This is a genomic window from Limnospira sp. (assembly GCF_051859755.1).
GTDB classification, from domain to species: domain Bacteria; phylum Cyanobacteriota; class Cyanobacteriia; order Cyanobacteriales; family Microcoleaceae; genus Limnospira; species Limnospira fusiformis.
The window spans coordinates 1-16,834 of the sequence record NZ_JBIMLI010000116.1; the positions used below are offsets into that span (position 1 = coordinate 1).

General features: G+C 46.7%; 18 protein-coding genes, 1 tRNA gene and 3 pseudogenes. 7 read left to right on the forward strand and 15 right to left on the reverse strand.

Annotated features, from left to right (window positions below; all coding sequences use genetic code 11):
* Positions 1 to 88: pseudogene (locus tag ACTIE0_RS17710) on the forward strand (IS630 family transposase); the annotation flags it as partial.
* Positions 89 to 355: 267 nt separating this feature from the next.
* Here the strand turns inward: ACTIE0_RS17710 and ACTIE0_RS17715 are convergent.
* The 5 genes and pseudogenes from ACTIE0_RS17715 to ACTIE0_RS17735 all read right to left on the reverse strand — a co-directional run.
* Entirely contained in the window at positions 356 to 1,663 is a 1,308-nt protein-coding gene (locus ACTIE0_RS17715) for an AAA family ATPase (protein WP_006625077.1), read from the reverse strand.
* Positions 1,664 to 1,771: 108 nt separating this feature from the next.
* Positions 1,772 to 3,016: a GIY-YIG nuclease family protein gene (locus ACTIE0_RS17720; protein ID WP_006668777.1), complete on the reverse strand. Its 1,245-nt coding sequence runs from the start codon at positions 3,014 to 3,016 to the stop codon at positions 1,772 to 1,774.
* Positions 3,009 to 3,728 (reverse strand): Uma2 family endonuclease, encoded by a 720-nt coding sequence (locus ACTIE0_RS17725; RefSeq protein WP_006668778.1) that lies wholly within the window; start codon positions 3,726 to 3,728, stop codon positions 3,009 to 3,011. Before ACTIE0_RS17725 ends, ACTIE0_RS17720 begins: the two co-directional genes overlap by 8 nt.
* A gap of 34 nt (positions 3,729 to 3,762) precedes the next feature.
* A pseudogene (locus ACTIE0_RS17730) lies at positions 3,763 to 3,894 on the reverse strand (helicase); the annotation flags it as partial.
* A gap of 1,417 nt (positions 3,895 to 5,311) precedes the next feature.
* Positions 5,312 to 5,833, reverse strand: a pseudogene (locus tag ACTIE0_RS17735) (DEAD/DEAH box helicase); the annotation flags it as partial.
* A 263-nt stretch (positions 5,834 to 6,096) separates the two neighbouring features.
* Between ACTIE0_RS17735 and ACTIE0_RS17740 the strand changes: the two are divergent.
* Complete coding sequence (locus ACTIE0_RS17740) at positions 6,097 to 7,128, forward strand: hypothetical protein (RefSeq protein WP_006625081.1); 1,032 nt, start codon at positions 6,097 to 6,099, stop codon at positions 7,126 to 7,128.
* A gap of 3 nt (positions 7,129 to 7,131) precedes the next feature.
* Here the strand turns inward: ACTIE0_RS17740 and ACTIE0_RS17745 are convergent, their stop codons facing one another.
* The gene (locus tag ACTIE0_RS17745; RefSeq protein ID WP_006668780.1) at positions 7,132 to 8,418 is read right to left on the reverse strand and encodes a bifunctional folylpolyglutamate synthase/dihydrofolate synthase; all 1,287 of its coding nucleotides are present in this window, start codon (positions 8,416 to 8,418) and stop codon (positions 7,132 to 7,134) included.
* Entirely contained in the window at positions 8,418 to 8,729 is a 312-nt protein-coding gene (locus tag ACTIE0_RS17750; protein WP_006625083.1) for a hypothetical protein, read from the reverse strand. Before ACTIE0_RS17750 ends, ACTIE0_RS17745 begins: the two co-directional genes overlap by 1 nt.
* Before the next feature lie 283 nt (positions 8,730 to 9,012).
* Here ACTIE0_RS17750 and psbO point away from each other — a divergent pair, with 283 nt between their 5' ends.
* A complete protein-coding gene (psbO, locus tag ACTIE0_RS17755) occupies positions 9,013 to 9,849 on the forward strand; it encodes a photosystem II manganese-stabilizing polypeptide (RefSeq protein WP_006616815.1) in 837 nt (278 codons plus the stop codon).
* Positions 9,850 to 9,995: 146 nt separating this feature from the next.
* On the opposite strand, the gene argB is transcribed toward psbO, so the two are convergent.
* Both argB and ACTIE0_RS17765 read right to left on the reverse strand, forming a co-directional pair.
* Positions 9,996 to 10,889, reverse strand: coding sequence for an acetylglutamate kinase (argB, locus tag ACTIE0_RS17760; RefSeq protein WP_006616814.1), 894 nt, complete (start codon positions 10,887 to 10,889; stop codon positions 9,996 to 9,998).
* 32 nt (positions 10,890 to 10,921) lie between these two features.
* Entirely contained in the window at positions 10,922 to 11,080 is a 159-nt protein-coding gene (locus ACTIE0_RS17765) for a hypothetical protein (protein ID WP_155839154.1), read from the reverse strand.
* On the opposite strand from ACTIE0_RS17765, the gene trpB reads away from it, so the two are divergent.
* The 3 genes from trpB to ACTIE0_RS17780 are packed head-to-tail and all read left to right on the forward strand — an operon-like array spanning position 11,079 to position 13,513.
* Positions 11,079 to 12,329 carry a tryptophan synthase subunit beta gene (gene trpB, locus ACTIE0_RS17770; RefSeq protein ID WP_006668781.1) on the forward strand — a complete coding sequence of 417 codons (1,251 nt, stop codon included), beginning with the start codon at positions 11,079 to 11,081 and terminating at the stop codon, positions 12,327 to 12,329. The two genes, ACTIE0_RS17765 and trpB, sit on opposite strands and share 2 nt — an antisense overlap.
* Before the next feature lie 2 nt (positions 12,330 to 12,331).
* On the forward strand, positions 12,332 to 12,850 hold the full coding sequence (locus ACTIE0_RS17775; protein ID WP_006668782.1) for a CAP domain-containing protein: 519 nt from the start codon (positions 12,332 to 12,334) through the stop codon (positions 12,848 to 12,850).
* A gap of 39 nt (positions 12,851 to 12,889) precedes the next feature.
* The gene (locus ACTIE0_RS17780) at positions 12,890 to 13,513 is read left to right on the forward strand and encodes a ribonuclease H-like domain-containing protein (protein ID WP_006625087.1); all 624 of its coding nucleotides are present in this window, start codon (positions 12,890 to 12,892) and stop codon (positions 13,511 to 13,513) included.
* Between the two features lie 60 nt (positions 13,514 to 13,573).
* Here the strand turns inward: ACTIE0_RS17780 and ACTIE0_RS17785 are convergent, their stop codons facing one another.
* From ACTIE0_RS17785 to ACTIE0_RS17810, 6 genes are all read right to left on the reverse strand, one after another.
* Entirely contained in the window at positions 13,574 to 13,894 is a 321-nt protein-coding gene (locus tag ACTIE0_RS17785; protein ID WP_006668783.1) for an excalibur calcium-binding domain-containing protein, read from the reverse strand.
* A 141-nt stretch (positions 13,895 to 14,035) separates the two neighbouring features.
* Positions 14,036 to 14,109: transfer RNA gene (locus ACTIE0_RS17790), tRNA-Pro, on the reverse strand.
* 48 nt (positions 14,110 to 14,157) lie between these two features.
* Entirely contained in the window at positions 14,158 to 14,523 is a 366-nt protein-coding gene (locus ACTIE0_RS17795; protein WP_006625089.1) for a DUF1818 family protein, read from the reverse strand.
* 12 nt (positions 14,524 to 14,535) lie between these two features.
* On the reverse strand, positions 14,536 to 15,189 hold the full coding sequence (locus tag ACTIE0_RS17800; RefSeq protein ID WP_006668784.1) for a hypothetical protein: 654 nt from the start codon (positions 15,187 to 15,189) through the stop codon (positions 14,536 to 14,538).
* 6 nt (positions 15,190 to 15,195) lie between these two features.
* A complete protein-coding gene (locus ACTIE0_RS17805; protein ID WP_006625091.1) occupies positions 15,196 to 15,423 on the reverse strand; it encodes a DNA-directed RNA polymerase subunit omega in 228 nt (75 codons plus the stop codon).
* Positions 15,424 to 15,439: 16 nt separating this feature from the next.
* Positions 15,440 to 16,057 (reverse strand): class II aldolase/adducin family protein, encoded by a 618-nt coding sequence (locus ACTIE0_RS17810; RefSeq protein ID WP_006625092.1) that lies wholly within the window; start codon positions 16,055 to 16,057, stop codon positions 15,440 to 15,442.
* Positions 16,058 to 16,256: 199 nt separating this feature from the next.
* Between ACTIE0_RS17810 and ACTIE0_RS17815 the strand changes: the two genes are divergently transcribed.
* Complete coding sequence (locus ACTIE0_RS17815) at positions 16,257 to 16,652, forward strand: RidA family protein (protein WP_006625093.1); 396 nt, start codon at positions 16,257 to 16,259, stop codon at positions 16,650 to 16,652.
* Positions 16,653 to 16,834: the final 182 nt, after the last annotated feature.

A 16,834-nucleotide genomic window follows, 5' to 3' on the forward strand; every position in this document is an offset into this window, starting at 1 on the left:
CAATGCAACGTTTCATAAAGGGGGGCGGATTGCTGAACTGGTGGAGGCAGCTCAATGCCGTTTACTCTATCTTCCGCAGTGGGAACCTGCATCACCCTCCCAGGGGTTTCTCCGGCGATCGCCATTTTAACTTGCTCAACAAACAACTCAGCACATTGTCGGCGCAAACGACCCTCACTGATATGAGCAATATGATTTCCGGTTTCATAAACAACCGCCATTGGTAACAGCAAATGGGTTCCTTTTTCCAAAAAATCCCTAAGTTGTTCCATGACTAAGCCTCGCTCATCATTCAATTTAGGAATATTAAGAACATTACAAAAAACCGAAGTATCGACAATCGAAACATCGGCCATTAGTGAGCCTCCACCATGGAATTAAGCGAAGTCAACCAGTCTAGAGCCTGCTGTTTTTTGTTCTCATTTCCTGGATGCTGCTTGACAAAACGTTCTAACAGTCCCCGAGTCATTAAATGACCCACGGAACCCTGAGCAATCAGTTCCGGGTAATCGGGAATATCTTGCAACCGAATTAATTGACTTGACCCATCATCAGGACTGCGATAACAAAATTCAGTCTCAGGAATTGCCTCATCAGGAAGAGCATCTAATAAAGCCGGATTATGGCTACTAATGAGAATACGGAGGTTACGTTTTCGAGCAATTTCAGCCATCCGAGACAGTAAGGCACTCGCACGACTCGGGTGTACACCATTATCGATTTCTTCAATGACTACTAAACTTTCTTCCGGTGCAGAAAGTAATACTGCTGCAATGGATAAAACTCGCAGGGTTCCATCAGACAATCTGGCGGCATCATAAGGAGTTGCCACCCCTCCAAAGGTTTCAGTGAGTTGTAACATCACCTCATCCCGAGGGGTTTCTAAAAAACTAATCTCCTCAATCTTCTGTTCTGGAAGACTACAAACAAAGTCTAAAACCGCCTGCTTAGAGGTTGTAGATTGACATAAATTATAAAGAACTCCCGATAAATTTTGCCCTTTCTCCCGCAAAATTAAATCCGTTTTGTGACCATAGTTTCTCATCAAGCTAGGCTCTGGTTCTAAAAACACAATTCCACTTAACCAACGGACATATTTTTCGCAAACATTCGGGATAATTTCTCGACTTTTGAGATTTTCGGGTCGAAATCGAATGGAACTTAAAAGTTGGGTAAAAACCGCCAGATGACTACTACAAACCAGGCTCGGTTTTTTGCCGCCTCTTGCAAAATTATTATAAGTCACAAAAATATCACTTCCTGCCCCTTGCGGTTCACTGGTGATTTCATACAACGGAACTTTAGAAGTTGAACTGGTAATCCGTTCTTGCATAACCTGCAAATGGTTGTCTGAACTGAGTCCGAGTTGAATCTCAAAACGTTCCCAATCGGGATGGTTTGTCAAGCCAGCTAGTTGAAATGTCTGCTTTCCTCGATATCCCAAATGTTCGACATTACCTCGAAAGAAATTATCTCCTTTTTTTTGCGGATTTCTGAGCAATCCAAGTCTTTCCCCAGTGGCAAGCCGAGATAAAAGCCGCAAGGCTTCAATAACATTACTTTTACCGGAAGCATTGGCTCCAATTAATACCGTAAGCCGCCCTAAGTGCAATGTCGCCGATTTATAACTTTTGAAATCTTTTAACTCTATTTCTGTAATCATCGTCGTTCACTCCGTTGGTGAGTTAAACTATTAAACTCTGCGGGTTCCCAAAACCCATGGGAAAATGTCCATTGTGGGAACCCAATTGCTTTTTATTACTAAAATGTGTTATGATACTCTAATAATACTGGCTGTTTCCAACTCATATTGGAATTGCTCAATGGTGCCGTCTTGGATTTTGGCGATCGCCTCTTCAATGGCATCTAATGGCACTAGAAACCACTCTCTAGGCTGGACTGGGAACTGAAAACGATCCATCAATTCCAGGTCTAATCGCGCCCTGGCGAAAAACTTATGTAGGATAAACTCTAGCTTTTTCGGGTGGATATTTGCCAGTTTAAAAGTGGCTACAATTTCCACATCTGCTAATAGATAGGTAGGGTCATGCTTTGCCTTAGCAATGCGCTTTTTAACATCCCCACCCGTCACGCCAATTTTATGAATAATCGACCGATTTTTGGCTATAAAAGGCTCGTCAGATAGGCTCCGCAATACATAAATATAACCCGTGATTAAATCATCATCATCTGATTTAACTTCTGGTTCCGGCTGACCGGAAAATAAAGGCCCCCAATCCCGCCGATCCAGCTTAGTGATGCGGCGGCTGGTTTTATCCTTATTTAAGGCTCGCTGAAGTGATCTAAACAGAGGATTGCTCTCCGTGCCATTATCATAAATTACCCGGAGCCTATAATTTCTCAGACCATAGTCAGTGATAAACATCTCCCCCGTCTCTGCTACCAGAACTTTTTGACCATCAAGAATAAACAAATCCCCTTGATTAATGGTGGCATAATCCTGATATTTGACGGCTTGGCGATCGCCTGTTTTTAACTGACGCTGAACTTCCTCAAAGATGGGTTTAAATTCATCAAAATTCTGGCAGGGAAACCGCTGGGCAATTTCTTCCGCCGCCTTAATTTCTTGACGCGATCGCACATGAGTTAACTGGGTGATATCATTTTCGGGAGCAGCATCAACCCCCAAAGAAGCCAAAAGCGCCGCATCAATTTGGTCCTCTTCCAGGTTTTCTGCTAAGGTAAAACTGGCATCATTTTCGAGGTTTAAAAGTCCTCGGGAGTCCAGAGGTTCAAGGAGGGCGCGACATTCCGCAGATTCCCGCAAACGTTCCAGGCGCACTGCATAGAGGCGCTCGAAAATATCCCGATCGCCCATAAGTTGAGGAAGTCTACCTTTTTCGGCAACAAAGCGATCGATTTCCTCAAACCCAGCGATAATCCGTTCTTCTCTAGGGGAATATTCGGGAGTCGCTTCCGGGGCGATATCTATCCCCAACTGTGCCAACAGTTCTAAATCTTCATCAGTGGTAGATTTGGGCGGGGATTTAGCCATTGTTTTCCTGCTGGTGTTCAGCTTCAGCAATCCTCTCCTTTTGTTCTGGCGGGTTTTGTAACTGTTGGATTAACCAATTGGCAGCAGCGGTGTTGGTTTCGGTGTTCAGCCGTTCTAGGGTTTGTTCTAAAAGGGCGATCGGCAACCCCGTCAATACTTGGGACTGGGCGATCGCTTCATAATGCCCCAATGGAGTCAAGCTAAAGGCAAAAATCCGCCGCCCTTTCACATCAACCACCCAATATTCAGAAATCCCTAAGCTGGCGTAGAGTTGCTTTTGTTCATCCAGGTCAAGGCTGAGGGTAGTATCAGCAATTTCCCCCACCAAGTCCGGCAAACGGTGGCGACGCAAGTCAATCCGGCGCGGTTCTCCGGGTTGCCATCGGGGAATATTATCACCCTTGTACAGCACTAAATCTGGCGCACAGGCGTGGGTATCCGGGCGTTCAATGACACAGCGTCCATAAGATTGCAAAACAAACTCAGGGTGTAGGAGTACCCAAACAGAGAAAATCATCGTCATCAAATCACTGAACGAAGCATGATTGGGTCCTTCTCTGTCCATATCTACCCACAACCATCCTTGATGAAATGAGATTTTTTGCCAGTCTATATCCCCGTTATCCCGGATAGCCACATAGTCTTGCCAGGTGGCGTTGTGGCGTTGGAGGATGGAGTTTGGGGGGGTGGTTTTTTCTAGGGAGAGGGTCACGGATTGTCACCTCCAGATGAGCTATCAATTGATTTTAGGCTTTTTTTTCTTCCTTAACTTTCCGTTGCAGAAAGGCAACCCCTTCCGCCATGCACTTTTCCCAAGGATCGGCGGCGGTGAGGGAAGGCAACCGACCCCTTTCCTGTTTGAACTGTAGCGCCCGCTTTGCTAACTCTCGCGCTTCTTCTACGGAGAGATTGACTCGCTTGGCGGCGTTCGCGAAGCGTCCCGGAGGGAATCGCCTCTGCTACCAGTTTCAGCCGTTCCGCACTCATGGACTTAGCCAGAATCGCGTATGCTTCCCCAAAAGGATTAATCCGGTCAATCAAATCAATATCTAAATCGGTTACGGATAGGGCAAATTGCCGCACCCCATCAATTAGGGCAGTATTTTTCGTGGCTAACCCGTCCCCTTCGTTACTGGTTTTCTTAGCTTGTTGTACCAAATTGAGAGCGGCGATCGCGTGTTGGCGGACGGCTTCGCGATCGCCTTCATCCAGGTTGGGGAATTTCTGTTTAATAATTTTACCCATCCGTAGTTGGGTGAGTTCCTCTGGCACCAATTCCTCATCAAATAGACCGCGCTCGATACTCGGCTTATCTTGGACAAAAGCCGTCACCAATTCCGTTAAATCTTCCCGACAAATGCGGGAGGCTTCCGGGCTTTTTGGTAGGGCTAAACCCTTAATTTCTAGCTGAATTTCCCCGCTTTCTGGATTAACTCCCACATTGCATCGACTCGGGTCGTAGCCACTTTCTCCATAGTCAAAGCCGGGGGTGGGTTGATTGTCCGGGCGCTTGGGTTTGAACTGAAAGCGGGGGGCTAGGACTTGTTCCATTAGCAGACTGGCAGCGATCGCCTTAATCGTATCATTCACCGCCTCTGTCACTGCCATCTCGCTGGCATCAGGTTCCGCAATCAAGTTGGTAAACCGGGCGCGGGTTTTACCCGGTGCGTCGCGGGTCGCTCGCCCAATAATTTGGACAATTTCGGTCAAACTGGAACGGTAACCAATGGTTAAAGCGTGTTCGCACCAGATCCAATCAAAGCCTTCTTTAGCCATCCCCAGGGCGATGATAATATCAACGCGATCGCGATTATCTTTGTGGGTGGGGTCCTTCAGTGTGGCTGCCACTTTATCCCGCTTGTTGGGGTCATCATCCACCAAATCGGCAATCTTGAGAATCTTACCCTCGGCGGTTTTGACCCATTGAAATCCTGTGTTTGGATCCGTGCCTTGCCATTCTCCCAATGCCTCAATAATATGTTCCACTTCCCGGATTTTGTCCTTGGTACTCTCGCGGGAATTAACGTTAGGAATATGCAGGATAGTTTTTTCGTTGGGGTTGAGTACCTGCATGATTTCATCGGTGTAGCTACCGGAGTAAAAATAATAGCCGATATCCAGTTGTTTTAGGTGTTCATAGCCGTTGAGTTGTTCATAATAGGTGTAGGTGACGGTGTGAAATTTGGCTTCGTCTTCGGGATGTAGGACTGCTTCGGCATCCCCCCGAAAATAAGAACCCGTCATGGCCACGATATGGGTTTTGTCGCGAGTCATCAGTTGGCGGATATGGTCCCCCAGCTTGTTGTCCGGGTTAGAGGAAACATGGTGAAACTCATCAACCGCAATCAGGCGATCGTCTAGCATTTCCACCCCAAATTTATCCACCGCAAAGCGGAAGGTGGCATGGGTGCAAATTAAGACTTTATCATCGCTGTCGAGAAAGGTTTTCACCGCTTCTACTTTACCGCCATCGCTGCCGGGTGCGTTGCAGAGGTTCCACCGGGGTTCAACGTGCCAATCTGCCCAAAAGCCAAACTTAGTCAGAGGTTCATCATGGAAACTAGCACCGATCGCCTTTTCCGGGACAACGACGATCGCTTGTTTCAGGTTCTGGTTTTCCAGCTTATCGAGGGCGATAAACATCAGCGCCCGACTTTTCCCAGAGGCGGGGGGAGATTTAATCAGCAGATATTGTTCTCCCCTTTTCTGGTAGGCGATCTCTTGATTATGGCGCATCCCCAGGGCGTTGGTGCGGGTGGAAGTGCCATCCTGGGCGTAGGTTACGGAAACGGAAGGAATGGCGATCGCTTGCTTCATGATAGTTCAGTGTTTCTGATTAGAGGGGGATTAACAAGTAATTTAAGGATATTTCCAGAAATATTCTTCCAGTTATGGTGGTATATTGACTCATTGTCTCACACAACAACCATGCCATTGTCCAGGTCTTCAGTTGCCGATTGTACGGACTCAGGAAATACAGGTCTGTTATCAAAGAAGATTCGGATTTACCCAGAAACAGCTTTGCCTAAGACCTGTTAATGTATAATGTTCCCCCAAGTCCATAACCATTACGCTAGTAGATGCCTGAAATTCCCCAATCTGCGACTGAACTGGCTGAGGTTCTCACCGAGTTGAGTGACCTTAATTTTGAACTCCCTGATCCCGAAGATGAGGAAGTTTCCGAGCATGAATTTGCCGATCAGGTAGACACAGCCTGGAAAGTATGCGATCGCTTTGATTTACAAACCGAAATTTGGCGGGGACGGATTTTGCGGGCGGTTCGCGATCGCGAAAAACGAGGCGGCGAAGGTCGCGGAATGGGTTTTCTCCACTGGCTCAAACAGCGAGAAATCAGCAAAAGTCAGGCTTATGCTTTAATTGAACTGGCTAATAGTGCTGATGCTCTCCTGGCTCAGGGACACCTGAACCCCGATGCTATTAACAATTTCAGTAAACGAGCTTTTATCGAAACCGCTAAATCTTCCCCAGAAGTACAGCAAATGGTTAGTGATGTGGCCTGTGCAGGCGATCGCATCACTAGACGGGAAGTCCGCCAACTCGCTGATGAATGGACCGCTATGAGTTCCGATTTGGTTCCTGATGATGTCCGGGAAAAAGCTGCTATCGGAGCAATTCCACCCCGTTATCTAGCGCCTCTGGTGCGGGAAATGGAAAAGTTGCCAGATACCCACGTTGGCGAAATTCAACGGGAAATGGTCACTAACCCTGATGTGGATACCGTGCGCCAGTTAACCTCTGATGCTCGTAGTTTAGCTAAATATCTCGATGCTGCTGCACAGGTTCAGGCTTTAAATCAGTCTTCGGTAGATCTGGAAATGGCTTTAGAAGAGGCTTTGCGGGTGGGGTGTTTGAGTACCGCTTCCGATTTGGTCAAGCAGGCTACTCAGTTGGAACAAACTATTGTTAAACTTCATAGCACTTGGCGACGAGTGGGGAGTCTCGCCGATCGCTTATATGTAGATACCGGAGCCAGTACCCCCCACTTGCGATCGCTCCTTAATTGTCTCGAACAGTTAGCGGGTCAGGTGATTGAGGTTAATCTAGGAGATAGCGACGACGGCAAAATCCGCCTCCAAATTCTCTCGGACTGAGTATTAATGTCCTCCCCCACCTGATGAGACAGCTTTCAGGATATAACCTACTAAGTATAGGGAACCACACAGGACTACTAGACTATTATCTGAATTAGCTAAAGCTGTTTCTAAGCCTACAATAGGATCGCTATGGGTTTGACAAGATCCCAGTTGCGGACAGATTTGGTGGGCGAGGTGGGCGAGTTGTTCCGGTATCGCTGAACTATGATCAGGTACCGGGACTAAATGTAAGCGATCGCCAGAATGTAATAAAGCCCTGAAAATATCATCATGGTCTTTAGTCGATAACATCCCCATTACCCAGGTAATCGGACCATCAACAGTTCCCCTCTGTTGCAACTCATCCACATATTCACGCAAAGCCGCCGCCGCCGCCGGGTTATGCGCTCCATCAAGCAAAAATGAGCGATTGTCATGGCAACTTATCCATTGTAGACGACCCGGCCAGCGAGTTTTAGCGATACCCTCGACTATAGCTGTATCAGAAATCGCCCAACCCTGTTGTTTGAGAGACTCCAAAACAGCGATCGCCAAAGCTGAGTTGAGCAATTGAACTTGTCCGGGCATGGGTAAAATATATTGGCAGTTTCCATAACTAGCTACCGGGTGAAAAGGGTCAGACTTGAGCAATTGTGCTGGTTCGACCCAAGTAGTTGGACAGCCAAGAGTTAAAAGGCGATCGTTCACCACTTTTCGCGCTTCCGGCGGAAGGGGTCCCACCACCGCCGGACATCCTCGTTTAAGAATACCCGCCTTTTCCCTAGCAATATCCGCCAAAGTCGGACCAAGGCGCTGCCAATGTTCTCGACTGAGGCTAGTAATTACACTGACCAAAGGCTGATCAATCACATTAGTAGCATCAAGTCGTCCCCCTAAGCCTACCTCAATCACCGCCACATCGACTTTCTCTCTGGCAAAATAAAGCCAAGCCGCAGCCGTAATCACCTCAAATTGAGTAGGTAAAAGTTCATCAGAAGAAATAGCCCCGATCACATCTTGTAGTAAAATCTGCAAATCCCGATTATCTATGGGAACCCCATTGATACAAATTCTCTCAGTCCAATCGACCAAATGGGGAGAAATATAGCGCCCCACACGATATCCCGCTTCCGTCAGCACTGAGGATAAATAGGCACATACCGACCCTTTACCGTTAGTTCCAGCAATATGCAAAACAGGGACTTGGTAGTGAGGATTATTTAACCTCACCATAAGCTCTGTAATGCGTTCTAAGCCCAGATTAATGCCAAAACGTTCAAAAGACCCCAAAATCGCATCTATACTCACTACGCCCCCTTATTGTCCGGCTCAGAGGGGGTTGATAAATCCAGATTTTTCAAAATGAATCTTAGGGATTTACGGGGAATATATGGCCATCCCCCTTGGGCTTCTATCTCGCGCAGTAAATGATAAAGTTCCTGTCTGTTCTTGGGTAAAGTCTTCTGAAACACATCTTCTCGGATTTTTTGGTGAAGCTGTTCTAAGGTTCGCAATAGGGATAACAGCATGAGGGTGTCATCATTAGCTTGGACGGTCAAATCCTGGATATTCTGGGTCAACAACTGCAATTGAGCCTCAAAATCAGTCTCCTGCTCCATAATTTCCTATTATGATTATGCTTGTTCACGATTTCATCATAGATCTAACCTGCTACCAATTTCCGCTTAAATCCGTAAATAAACCCAGGTAAAAACACTTAAAGCCGATAAATTTGTACTTCTGGTAACAAAAAAGTCGTAATCAGGGTAAAATGCTGTATTGGACAGCCCCCATATAAATGGGGTGGGATCAGGTGACTCGCTCAATCTAGGGAGCGGGGAGCGTCGATTCTGCCAACTAGAAAATTATGTCACATATCGATTTTGGATATTGAGGTTGAAAATGAAATATCGCGCTTTAGTGGCGACATTCTTGGCATTTTGCCTTTCGGTACTCACAGCTTGCTCTGAAAGTCCATCCGCAAAAGATCCATCATTACTAACTTATGATGATATTCGGAACACTGGTTTAGCGGTTAACTGTCCGAGTCTTCCTGAAACCGCCCGGGGTTCAATTCCCCTTGACCAAAATGCTTCCTATGAAATTACAGGCTTGTGTCTGCAACCTACTAGCTACTTTGTGAAAGAAGAACCGGCTAATAAGCGACAAGAGGCTGAGTTTGTACCAGGCAGATTGTTAACTCGCTTCACTTATAGCTTAGACCAGGTTCGCGGTCTCTTGAAATTTCAGCCAGATGGCAGCCTGAAATTTACTGAAAAAGATGGGATTGATTTTCAGCCCATTACCGTTTTACTCCCTGGTGGTGAGCAAGTGCCATTCCTATTCACTATTAAAGGGTTAGTAGCCACCAGTCAACCTGGACTGACTAGCATTAATACTTCTACCGACTTCTCTGGGGATTTTAATGTCCCTTCCTATCGTGGGTCTACTTTCCTCGATCCGAAGGCACGGGGTTTGGCTTCTGGTTATGATAATGCTGTGGCTTTACCTGCTACTGCTGACGAGGAAGATTATGTTAATGCCAATGTTAAACTTGCTGATACCAAGTTTAAGGCTGGTCATATTTCCCTACAGGTAGCTAAAGTTGATGGCGAAACTGGTGAAATTGCTGGCATTTTTGAAAGCGAACAGCCTTCTGATAATGATTTAGGTGCGAAAGAAGCTGTTGAGGTGAAAATCCGTGGTGCTTTCTACGCTCGTATTGAGCCTAAAGCATAGTCAACAACCCACCACTAATGGCAGTAGCCCTAATTGACGAATTGGGGCTACGGTGCAGATGAGGCATACCGTGCCAACAAGGGTTGCCCCTTCTCCGGGGTGCGGGCTAGATAGCCCGCTATATGATTAAGTGACGGGATTGGCTATTAGTATTTAAGGTCAGAGGCTACTAACATAGAGCCAATTCCCGCGTCGGTAAAGATTTCCTGAAGCAAGGCATGGGGAAGGCGACCATCGATAATATGGGCGGCGCGTACTCCCTGGGCGAGACTCCGCACACAGCAGGTAACTTTAGGAATCATACCGCCAGCCACAATTCCTCGTTCAATCAGTCCCCTGGCTTCCTGAATGTCTAACTTGGCAATGAGGGTCTCGGGTTTATGGTAGTCCTCTAAAATTCCGGCTGTGTCGGTGAGTAATATCAATTTTTCAGCCCCTAAAGCGGCGGCGATTTCACCAGCAACAGTGTCAGCATTGATATTGTAGGCTTGACCTGTTTCATCAGATGCTACGCTGGACACTACAGGTATATAACCGCCATCAACTAAGGATTCTAGTAACTTGGTATCAATACTGGTTACCTCTCCCACAAATCCTATGCCCTCTTCACCCTGGGGACGAGCGCGGATCAGGTTAGCATCTTTACCACATAATCCTACTGCTAAACCTCCTACCTGATTGATGAGGGAGACAATTTCTTTATTGACTCGCCCCACGAGTACCATTTCGACTACATCCATTGTGGGGGCATCTGTGACCCGTAAGCCGTTTTTGAATTGGGGTTCAATTCCCAGTTTCCCTAACCAGGTATTGATTTCTGGGCCTCCACCATGTACGACCACTGGCCGAATACCCACACAGGACAGCAGCACAATATCTCGCATGACAGTATCTTTAAGGTTACTGTCTTTCATGGCTGCGCCGCCATATTTAACGACAATGGTACGACCAGCAAATTTTTGGATATAGGGGAGTGCTTCGCTCAGAATTTGGACGCGAATGGTCTGGTCTATTTGGGAAAAGTCACTATGTTTGAGCATGGTAGGGCATATAAAAATCTCGCTTAATGATTTTAGCTGCGATTCAGACAAGTATTGTGGGCTGTGTCCGACAAACTTATGTCGGAAATAGCTTGGGTGTACAGACAAATATCAACTCCTAGGGCGATTGTGCAACCTGTCTCGAAGGGCTTATAATCATTGGATGTACTGAAAATTAATCCCCTGTTCATGACAACCACTCCCCTACATTCCAACTCCTCAACGAACCCCAATCCAGTAATTGACCCATCTGTAGGACGGTTTGGGCAATTTGGTGGTAAATATGTCCCGGAAACTTTAATGCCAGCTTTGGCGGAACTGGAAGCGGCTTTTAAACATTATGTGAGCGATCGCGACTTCCAAAGGGAACTAGAAGACTTACTCCGGGACTATGTAGGGCGACCGAGTCCCCTGTATTTTGCCCCCCGTTTAAGCGATCGCTATGCTAGACCTGACGGTAGCGGTCCGAAAATCTACTTAAAACGGGAAGACCTCAACCATACTGGCGCTCATAAAATTAACAACGCCCTCGCCCAAGCTCTCCTAGCCTGCAAAATGCGCAAAAAACGGATTATTGCGGAAACTGGGGCGGGTCAACATGGAGTCGCTACCGCTACGGTTTGCGCCCGCTACGGCTTAGACTGTGTAATCTATATGGGCGTACAGGATATGGAACGCCAAGCCCTGAATGTGTTTAGAATGAGGCTATTAGGGGCAGAAGTCAGACCGGTGGCAGCGGGAACCGGAACCCTCAAGGATGCCACTTCTGAGGCGATTCGGGACTGGGTGACAAATGTGGAAACTACCCACTATATCTTGGGTTCGGTAGCAGGTCCCCATCCTTACCCAATGATGGTGCGAGATTTTCATGGGGTAATTGGTCGGGAAACCCGCGCCCAGTGTTTAGAGAAATGGGGTGGTTTACCAGATATTCTGCTCGCCTGCGTGGGTGGTGGGTCTAATGCTATGGGATTGTTTCATGAATTTGTTAATGAGTCCTCTGTGCGTCTAATTGGCGTAGAAGCAGCCGGCTCTGGTGTGGAGACTGGAAAACACGCCGCCACCCTAACTCATGGGCGTGTGGGGGTTCTACATGGCGCTATGAGTTATCTATTGCAGGATGATGATGGTCAGATTATTGAAGCACATTCTATTAGCGCGGGGTTGGATTATCCGGGAGTGGGACCGGAACACAGTTATTTGAAGGATACCCAACGGGCTGAATATTACAGCGTTACTGACCGAGAGGCGGTAGATGCTTTTCAGCGTTTATCCCAGTTGGAGGGAATTATTCCGGCTTTGGAAACTTCCCATGCGATCGCTTATTTAGAAACTCTCTGTCCTCAACTGGAAGGTAGCCCTAATATTGTTCTCAATTGTTCGGGACGGGGTGATAAGGATGTGCAAACTGTAGCTAAGTTTCTCGATTCAGAGATTTGACTATGACACGCAATTTAATGGCTTTGGCTTCTGTGGGAATGGGGTTAATCTTGGGTTATCATTTCTTCCCGGAAGTGGATTTTTTATCAGTTGTTAATCCCTCAAGTTCTGTGATTGCTTCTACCAGAGATATTGCTAGTTTGGAACGACAGGTTCATCAACAGGTGAATGAGTACCGCCAAAGCCGAGGTTTGTCACCTCTACAACTTGACTCTCGTATCAGTAATGAGTCTCGTCGTCATTCGGAGGATATGGCGGCGGGACGGGTTCGGTTTAGCCATGATGGTTCAAGAGAAAGGTTTGATGCGATCGGTAGTCAGATCCGCTTCCGCCAAATTGCTGAAAATCTTGCCTATAATTCTGGTTATGCTGATCCGGTAAAACAGGCGGTTAAGGGTTGGATTGATAGTCCGGGTCATCATAAAAATATGATCGGCGATTATTCTTTAACCGGAATTGGGGTGGCGAGGAATGCTAAGGGTGAGTATTATTTTACCCAGATTTTTGTCCGCCCTCGCTGAGAGGATGGATGGTTAAATACACCAGAGGGGTGAGTTATTATGAATGATTTTCAGGTGTGCGATCGCGATTTGAGTGATTCTCGTCTTTCGGAGTTCATGGCAGCTGAGGCTTTGGCTATCGATACGGAAACTATGGGTTTATTACCTGGGCGCGATCGCCTCTGTTTGGTGCAAATTTGTGACCCGAAAGGACAGGTGGTGGCGATTCGGATTGAACGCGGACAAAGGGAAGCACCCAATTTAAAAACCCTTTTAGAAACTGCTAATATCCTCAAGGTTTTTCACTTCGCCCGGTTTGATGTCGCTACTTTGCGCCATAATCTGGGGATTGAAGTTAACCCAGTATTTTGTACTAAAATTGCCAGTAAATTAGCCAGAACTTATACTGGGAAACATGGCTTAAAAGATTTAATCATGGAATTGGAGGGGGTGGAATTAGATAAATCTTCTCAAAGTTCCGATTGGGGGAATGCTGCCAATTTATCGGAAAATCAGCTTAATTATGCAGCTAATGATGTGCGATATTTACTATCAGCTAAAGATAAGTTAATTCAGATGCTCAAGCGTGAGGAACGCTGGGATTTAGCCCTGGATTGTTTCCAATGTTTGCCGACTATTGTAACCTTAGATTTAATGCAGTTCGATGATATTTTTAAGCATTAGTCAATCGTGGGCTTAATTAACAGTCAAGTTAGAGCATAGGTTTTTAGATAGGACTAATGGCTAATTCTCGCAGCCAATTCCATCTCGATCGCGATCGAACTTATGGGGGTCAGAACCGATCACCCGAAACTTGCGATCTGAGATATCCTTACAATTGAGGTCTGGTGGGTAAGGTGGGATGCAAATATCAGGATAGGAAGGGTCACATTTAGCCCGCAAATTGTCTGTTCTTTTCCTTGCTGTCTGGTTGACAACTGGCTTAGTTGTCGGGTTACCTTGTCCTCCCGTAACCGCATTTGTAGCAGCAACTGCGGGCGGGACTACCAAAAAAGTGACCGCGATCAACACACCTACAATAATTGCAAACAGCGTCCGTTTCATCTCTTCCAACTTGGTTCGATTGAGTTACAATAGTTTCTACCCCTATGCTAGGTGCAAATTGTCTGCAAATTGTCTGCAACAGAGCGACTACCCGGTTAAGTGTTCCCGTCGATCGCCCTTAGGATAAGGGTTTAAGTAAAATCGGAGCGGCGGGATTTGAACCCACGACCCCCACTACCCCAAAGTGGTGCGCTACCAAGCTGCGCTACGCCCCGATGTGCTTCACCATCATAACACACATAATCGAAATTTCCAACAACTTTTTAGAACATTTTTAAAATTTTCATGGCGGCCAGGAGTTCCGGGACTGCCTCCGGCGGCCAACTGCCCTCACAGCGCCGCCCGTTACTAAGGATAAACTCTAGGCTGTAGGCGTGGGGTACGCCTTCTAGCTGTACCCAAAGGCGATCGCTTTCAGCTTCACAGGCGAGGCGTTCGGAGTCCATAATTTCCGCAGCTATTTCACTAACGGTGTCGGCGAGTTGTCCACACAGACGACACAAATCATCTAATTCCGGTTCCGTTAACTCAACCGCCCATCCTTCTCCCCCGACTAACCCTTTAAACTCGGAGGCGTTGGGGTCCCAGCCTAACCGCCAGCCGACCCCTTTTCTCAAAATTTTGTCCATTTGTTAACTCAACTAAGGAAGCAACAATTCTGAGTCTCCCGGCTGGGGAAGGCGAGGGAGGGAAAAACGGCCATTATCACCAGCATCATTTGATGGGGGAGGTATTGGCGGCGTGTCTGCTGGGGGTTGTCTTTCTGATACAGCATTAGCCGCGCTAGGATTAAATATCCCCACCAGAACATCAACTAAGGCATCCCGTTGTTGTCTATTCAAAGTGCCGATCGCCTTTTTGTCTCCCTCTAGGGGATTTTCCTGCAAAACACGAGCGCGGGGGTATTGCTCAGGTCTCATTATTTGATTAGCACCTAAATAATCAGCCAGGGTCAGTTTCCAGTCTAGGCGAAATTGGGTAGGGCGATTTTGGATATAAACGTGATAGCGAATTAGCCGATCAATTAGGGTGTTATCTTCGGCAGGTTCTCCGGTTTCGGTGGAAATGTGGTGATTTTCCTTGGGTAGGTCTGGTAAAAGCTCATATACCTGTTGCCAGACATCACGCACCCGCAACATTCCCCCTTGGGCTAATTGCGAGGACTCCTGGGGGGGAATTTGGGCGCGGGTCGGAGATTTGGTCAAAGTAGCGATCGCTGTGAATATGATCAGACTCGCCACTGCTAATGCAACGAGTCTAGGATATGGCGCGCGCCGTGTTGAACTTGGTCTCATGAAACTTTAGCGATCGACAATAATTTCCGGTTGGCTTAACTCATCGGACATTTCCACAATAGCCCGCATAACTGGCTTCATCAGGTTGTCGTCAAAATTATCAAAATCCTCGTAGCGGCACTGCTTGGCGCGTTTAGCCACCTGAACAGTAATTTTATAGCGGTTAGAGGCAGCATCAAAAAGTTGTACTGCGCGACGATTAATTTCCAAAGAATCGATAGAACGTCTTTGCATAAGACTCCAACTATAGTTATCTTGTCGGATATATGTTAACCCATTCTAGCAGAACTTCCCCAGCTTCTGCCAAATTCTGACCAAAACTCAAAAAGCCGTCTTCATGTCCTCCCATGACTAAAATTCGCTGATCGGCTAGATTTTCCACCGCGAATAAACGGAACATTTCCTCTGCCATTTGCGGGGTTCCATAGGGAACATTAGGGTTAGTGGTAGGAACTTTAAACATCAATTTCTGCCAAATTTGGGGATGATGAACATGGGCGATCGCCGTAATTTGAGGTTGATGGCTATATATGGCAGCATGGGTTAAGGCTTCTGATGAGGCTTTAATCGGACCGCGACAGGTGATCCAATTTTCCGGCCAACTAAAATCGTAAACCAGGGTATAATGTTGGGGAGTTAAATGGGCTAGGTGTCCGGTTTGGGTTCCGGTGATGATAAATTCCCGGGAGTTTCCCACACGCACACTGACATTACCAAACCCAATGCCATTGTCATAGACTCCAATTAGTCCTAAAGAATATAAGCGATCGCGCCAATACATCAACTCCCCTAAGACGGGTGAGGCTAAGGGTTCAGCCTCTATCCAATTACATTGATATTTGATAACACCTTCATCAATCATGGTCATTTCGAGTTAACTGCCACTGCGGTAGGTTGGGAAATATTACCCGGCAATAATTCCCTCATCGAGTGATTTTATACTGTGTTGTTGATCCGGGCAATGATTCCGGCAATTTCGGGAAGATGAAAATCTCAAAACGGGCGATCGCATATTGACGAGCAGGTGTAATGTAAGATCAACAATAGTAGTGATAACTACCCCAAATATGAAGCGTCAAATCATCTGCACCAATCGCGCCCCTGCTCCTGTGGGGCCTTATAGCCAAGCAGTGATCGTCAATGGTATGGTATTTGTGTCCGGCCAAATTGCGATCGATCCAGAAAGCAATCAACTCATCGGTTCAGGAGATATTGAACAACAGACCAAACAGGTAATGGCGAACCTAGAAGCCATCCTTACCGCCGCCAAAAGCAGTTGGTCAGAAGTAGTCAAAACCACCATTTTCCTCAAGGATATGAGCCATTTTAGCAGCGTAAATGAAATTTATGCAAAATTTTTCGATTCCGAAAATGCTCCCGCTCGTGCCTGCGTAGAAGTAGCCAGATTACCCAAAGATGTACTGGTAGAAATAGACTGCATTGCCACAGTATCTGACAGCTAAAATCTCAACCTTGCCGGAAATGGTTGACGGGTGAGTGAACTTGAGGACTGACAACCACAAGAGCATGATTTAATCACAAATTCGGTTAATATTTTAGGGCAATACGGTATAATAAGCGAGAAGGGTTGAGGATAAACCTATTGCCAGATATGTCAAACCCAAGGAAGCCGCCCAAATCCTTG

Bases quoted from the DNA above. Each gene is read 5' to 3' on its own strand.
- ACTIE0_RS17810 (WP_006625092.1), bottom strand. From the start codon at position 16,057: ATGACCATGATTGATGAAGGTGTTATCAAATATCAATGTAATTGGATA.
- ACTIE0_RS17740 (WP_006625081.1), top strand. From the start codon at position 6,097: ATGCCTGAAATTCCCCAATCTGCGACTGAACTGGCTGAGGTTCTCACC.
- ACTIE0_RS17715 (WP_006625077.1), bottom strand. From the start codon at position 1,663: ATGATTACAGAAATAGAGTTAAAAGATTTCAAAAGTTATAAATCGGCG.
- ACTIE0_RS17815 (WP_006625093.1), top strand. From the start codon at position 16,257: ATGAAGCGTCAAATCATCTGCACCAATCGCGCCCCTGCTCCTGTGGGG.
- psbO (WP_006616815.1), top strand. From the start codon at position 9,013: ATGAAATATCGCGCTTTAGTGGCGACATTCTTGGCATTTTGCCTTTCG.
- ACTIE0_RS17795 (WP_006625089.1), bottom strand. From the start codon at position 14,523: ATGGACAAAATTTTGAGAAAAGGGGTCGGCTGGCGGTTAGGCTGGGAC.
- ACTIE0_RS17750 (WP_006625083.1), bottom strand. From the start codon at position 8,729: ATGGAGCAGGAGACTGATTTTGAGGCTCAATTGCAGTTGTTGACCCAG.
- ACTIE0_RS17765 (WP_155839154.1), bottom strand. From the start codon at position 11,080: ATGAACAGGGGATTAATTTTCAGTACATCCAATGATTATAAGCCCTTC.
- ACTIE0_RS17775 (WP_006668782.1), top strand. From the start codon at position 12,332: ATGACACGCAATTTAATGGCTTTGGCTTCTGTGGGAATGGGGTTAATC.
- ACTIE0_RS17720 (WP_006668777.1), bottom strand. From the start codon at position 3,016: ATGGCTAAATCCCCGCCCAAATCTACCACTGATGAAGATTTAGAACTG.
- ACTIE0_RS17805 (WP_006625091.1), bottom strand. From the start codon at position 15,423: ATGCAAAGACGTTCTATCGATTCTTTGGAAATTAATCGTCGCGCAGTA.
- ACTIE0_RS17780 (WP_006625087.1), top strand. From the start codon at position 12,890: ATGAATGATTTTCAGGTGTGCGATCGCGATTTGAGTGATTCTCGTCTT.
- ACTIE0_RS17785 (WP_006668783.1), bottom strand. From the start codon at position 13,894: ATGAAACGGACGCTGTTTGCAATTATTGTAGGTGTGTTGATCGCGGTC.
- trpB (WP_006668781.1), top strand. From the start codon at position 11,079: ATGACAACCACTCCCCTACATTCCAACTCCTCAACGAACCCCAATCCA.
- argB (WP_006616814.1), bottom strand. From the start codon at position 10,889: ATGCTCAAACATAGTGACTTTTCCCAAATAGACCAGACCATTCGCGTC.
- ACTIE0_RS17800 (WP_006668784.1), bottom strand. From the start codon at position 15,189: ATGAGACCAAGTTCAACACGGCGCGCGCCATATCCTAGACTCGTTGCA.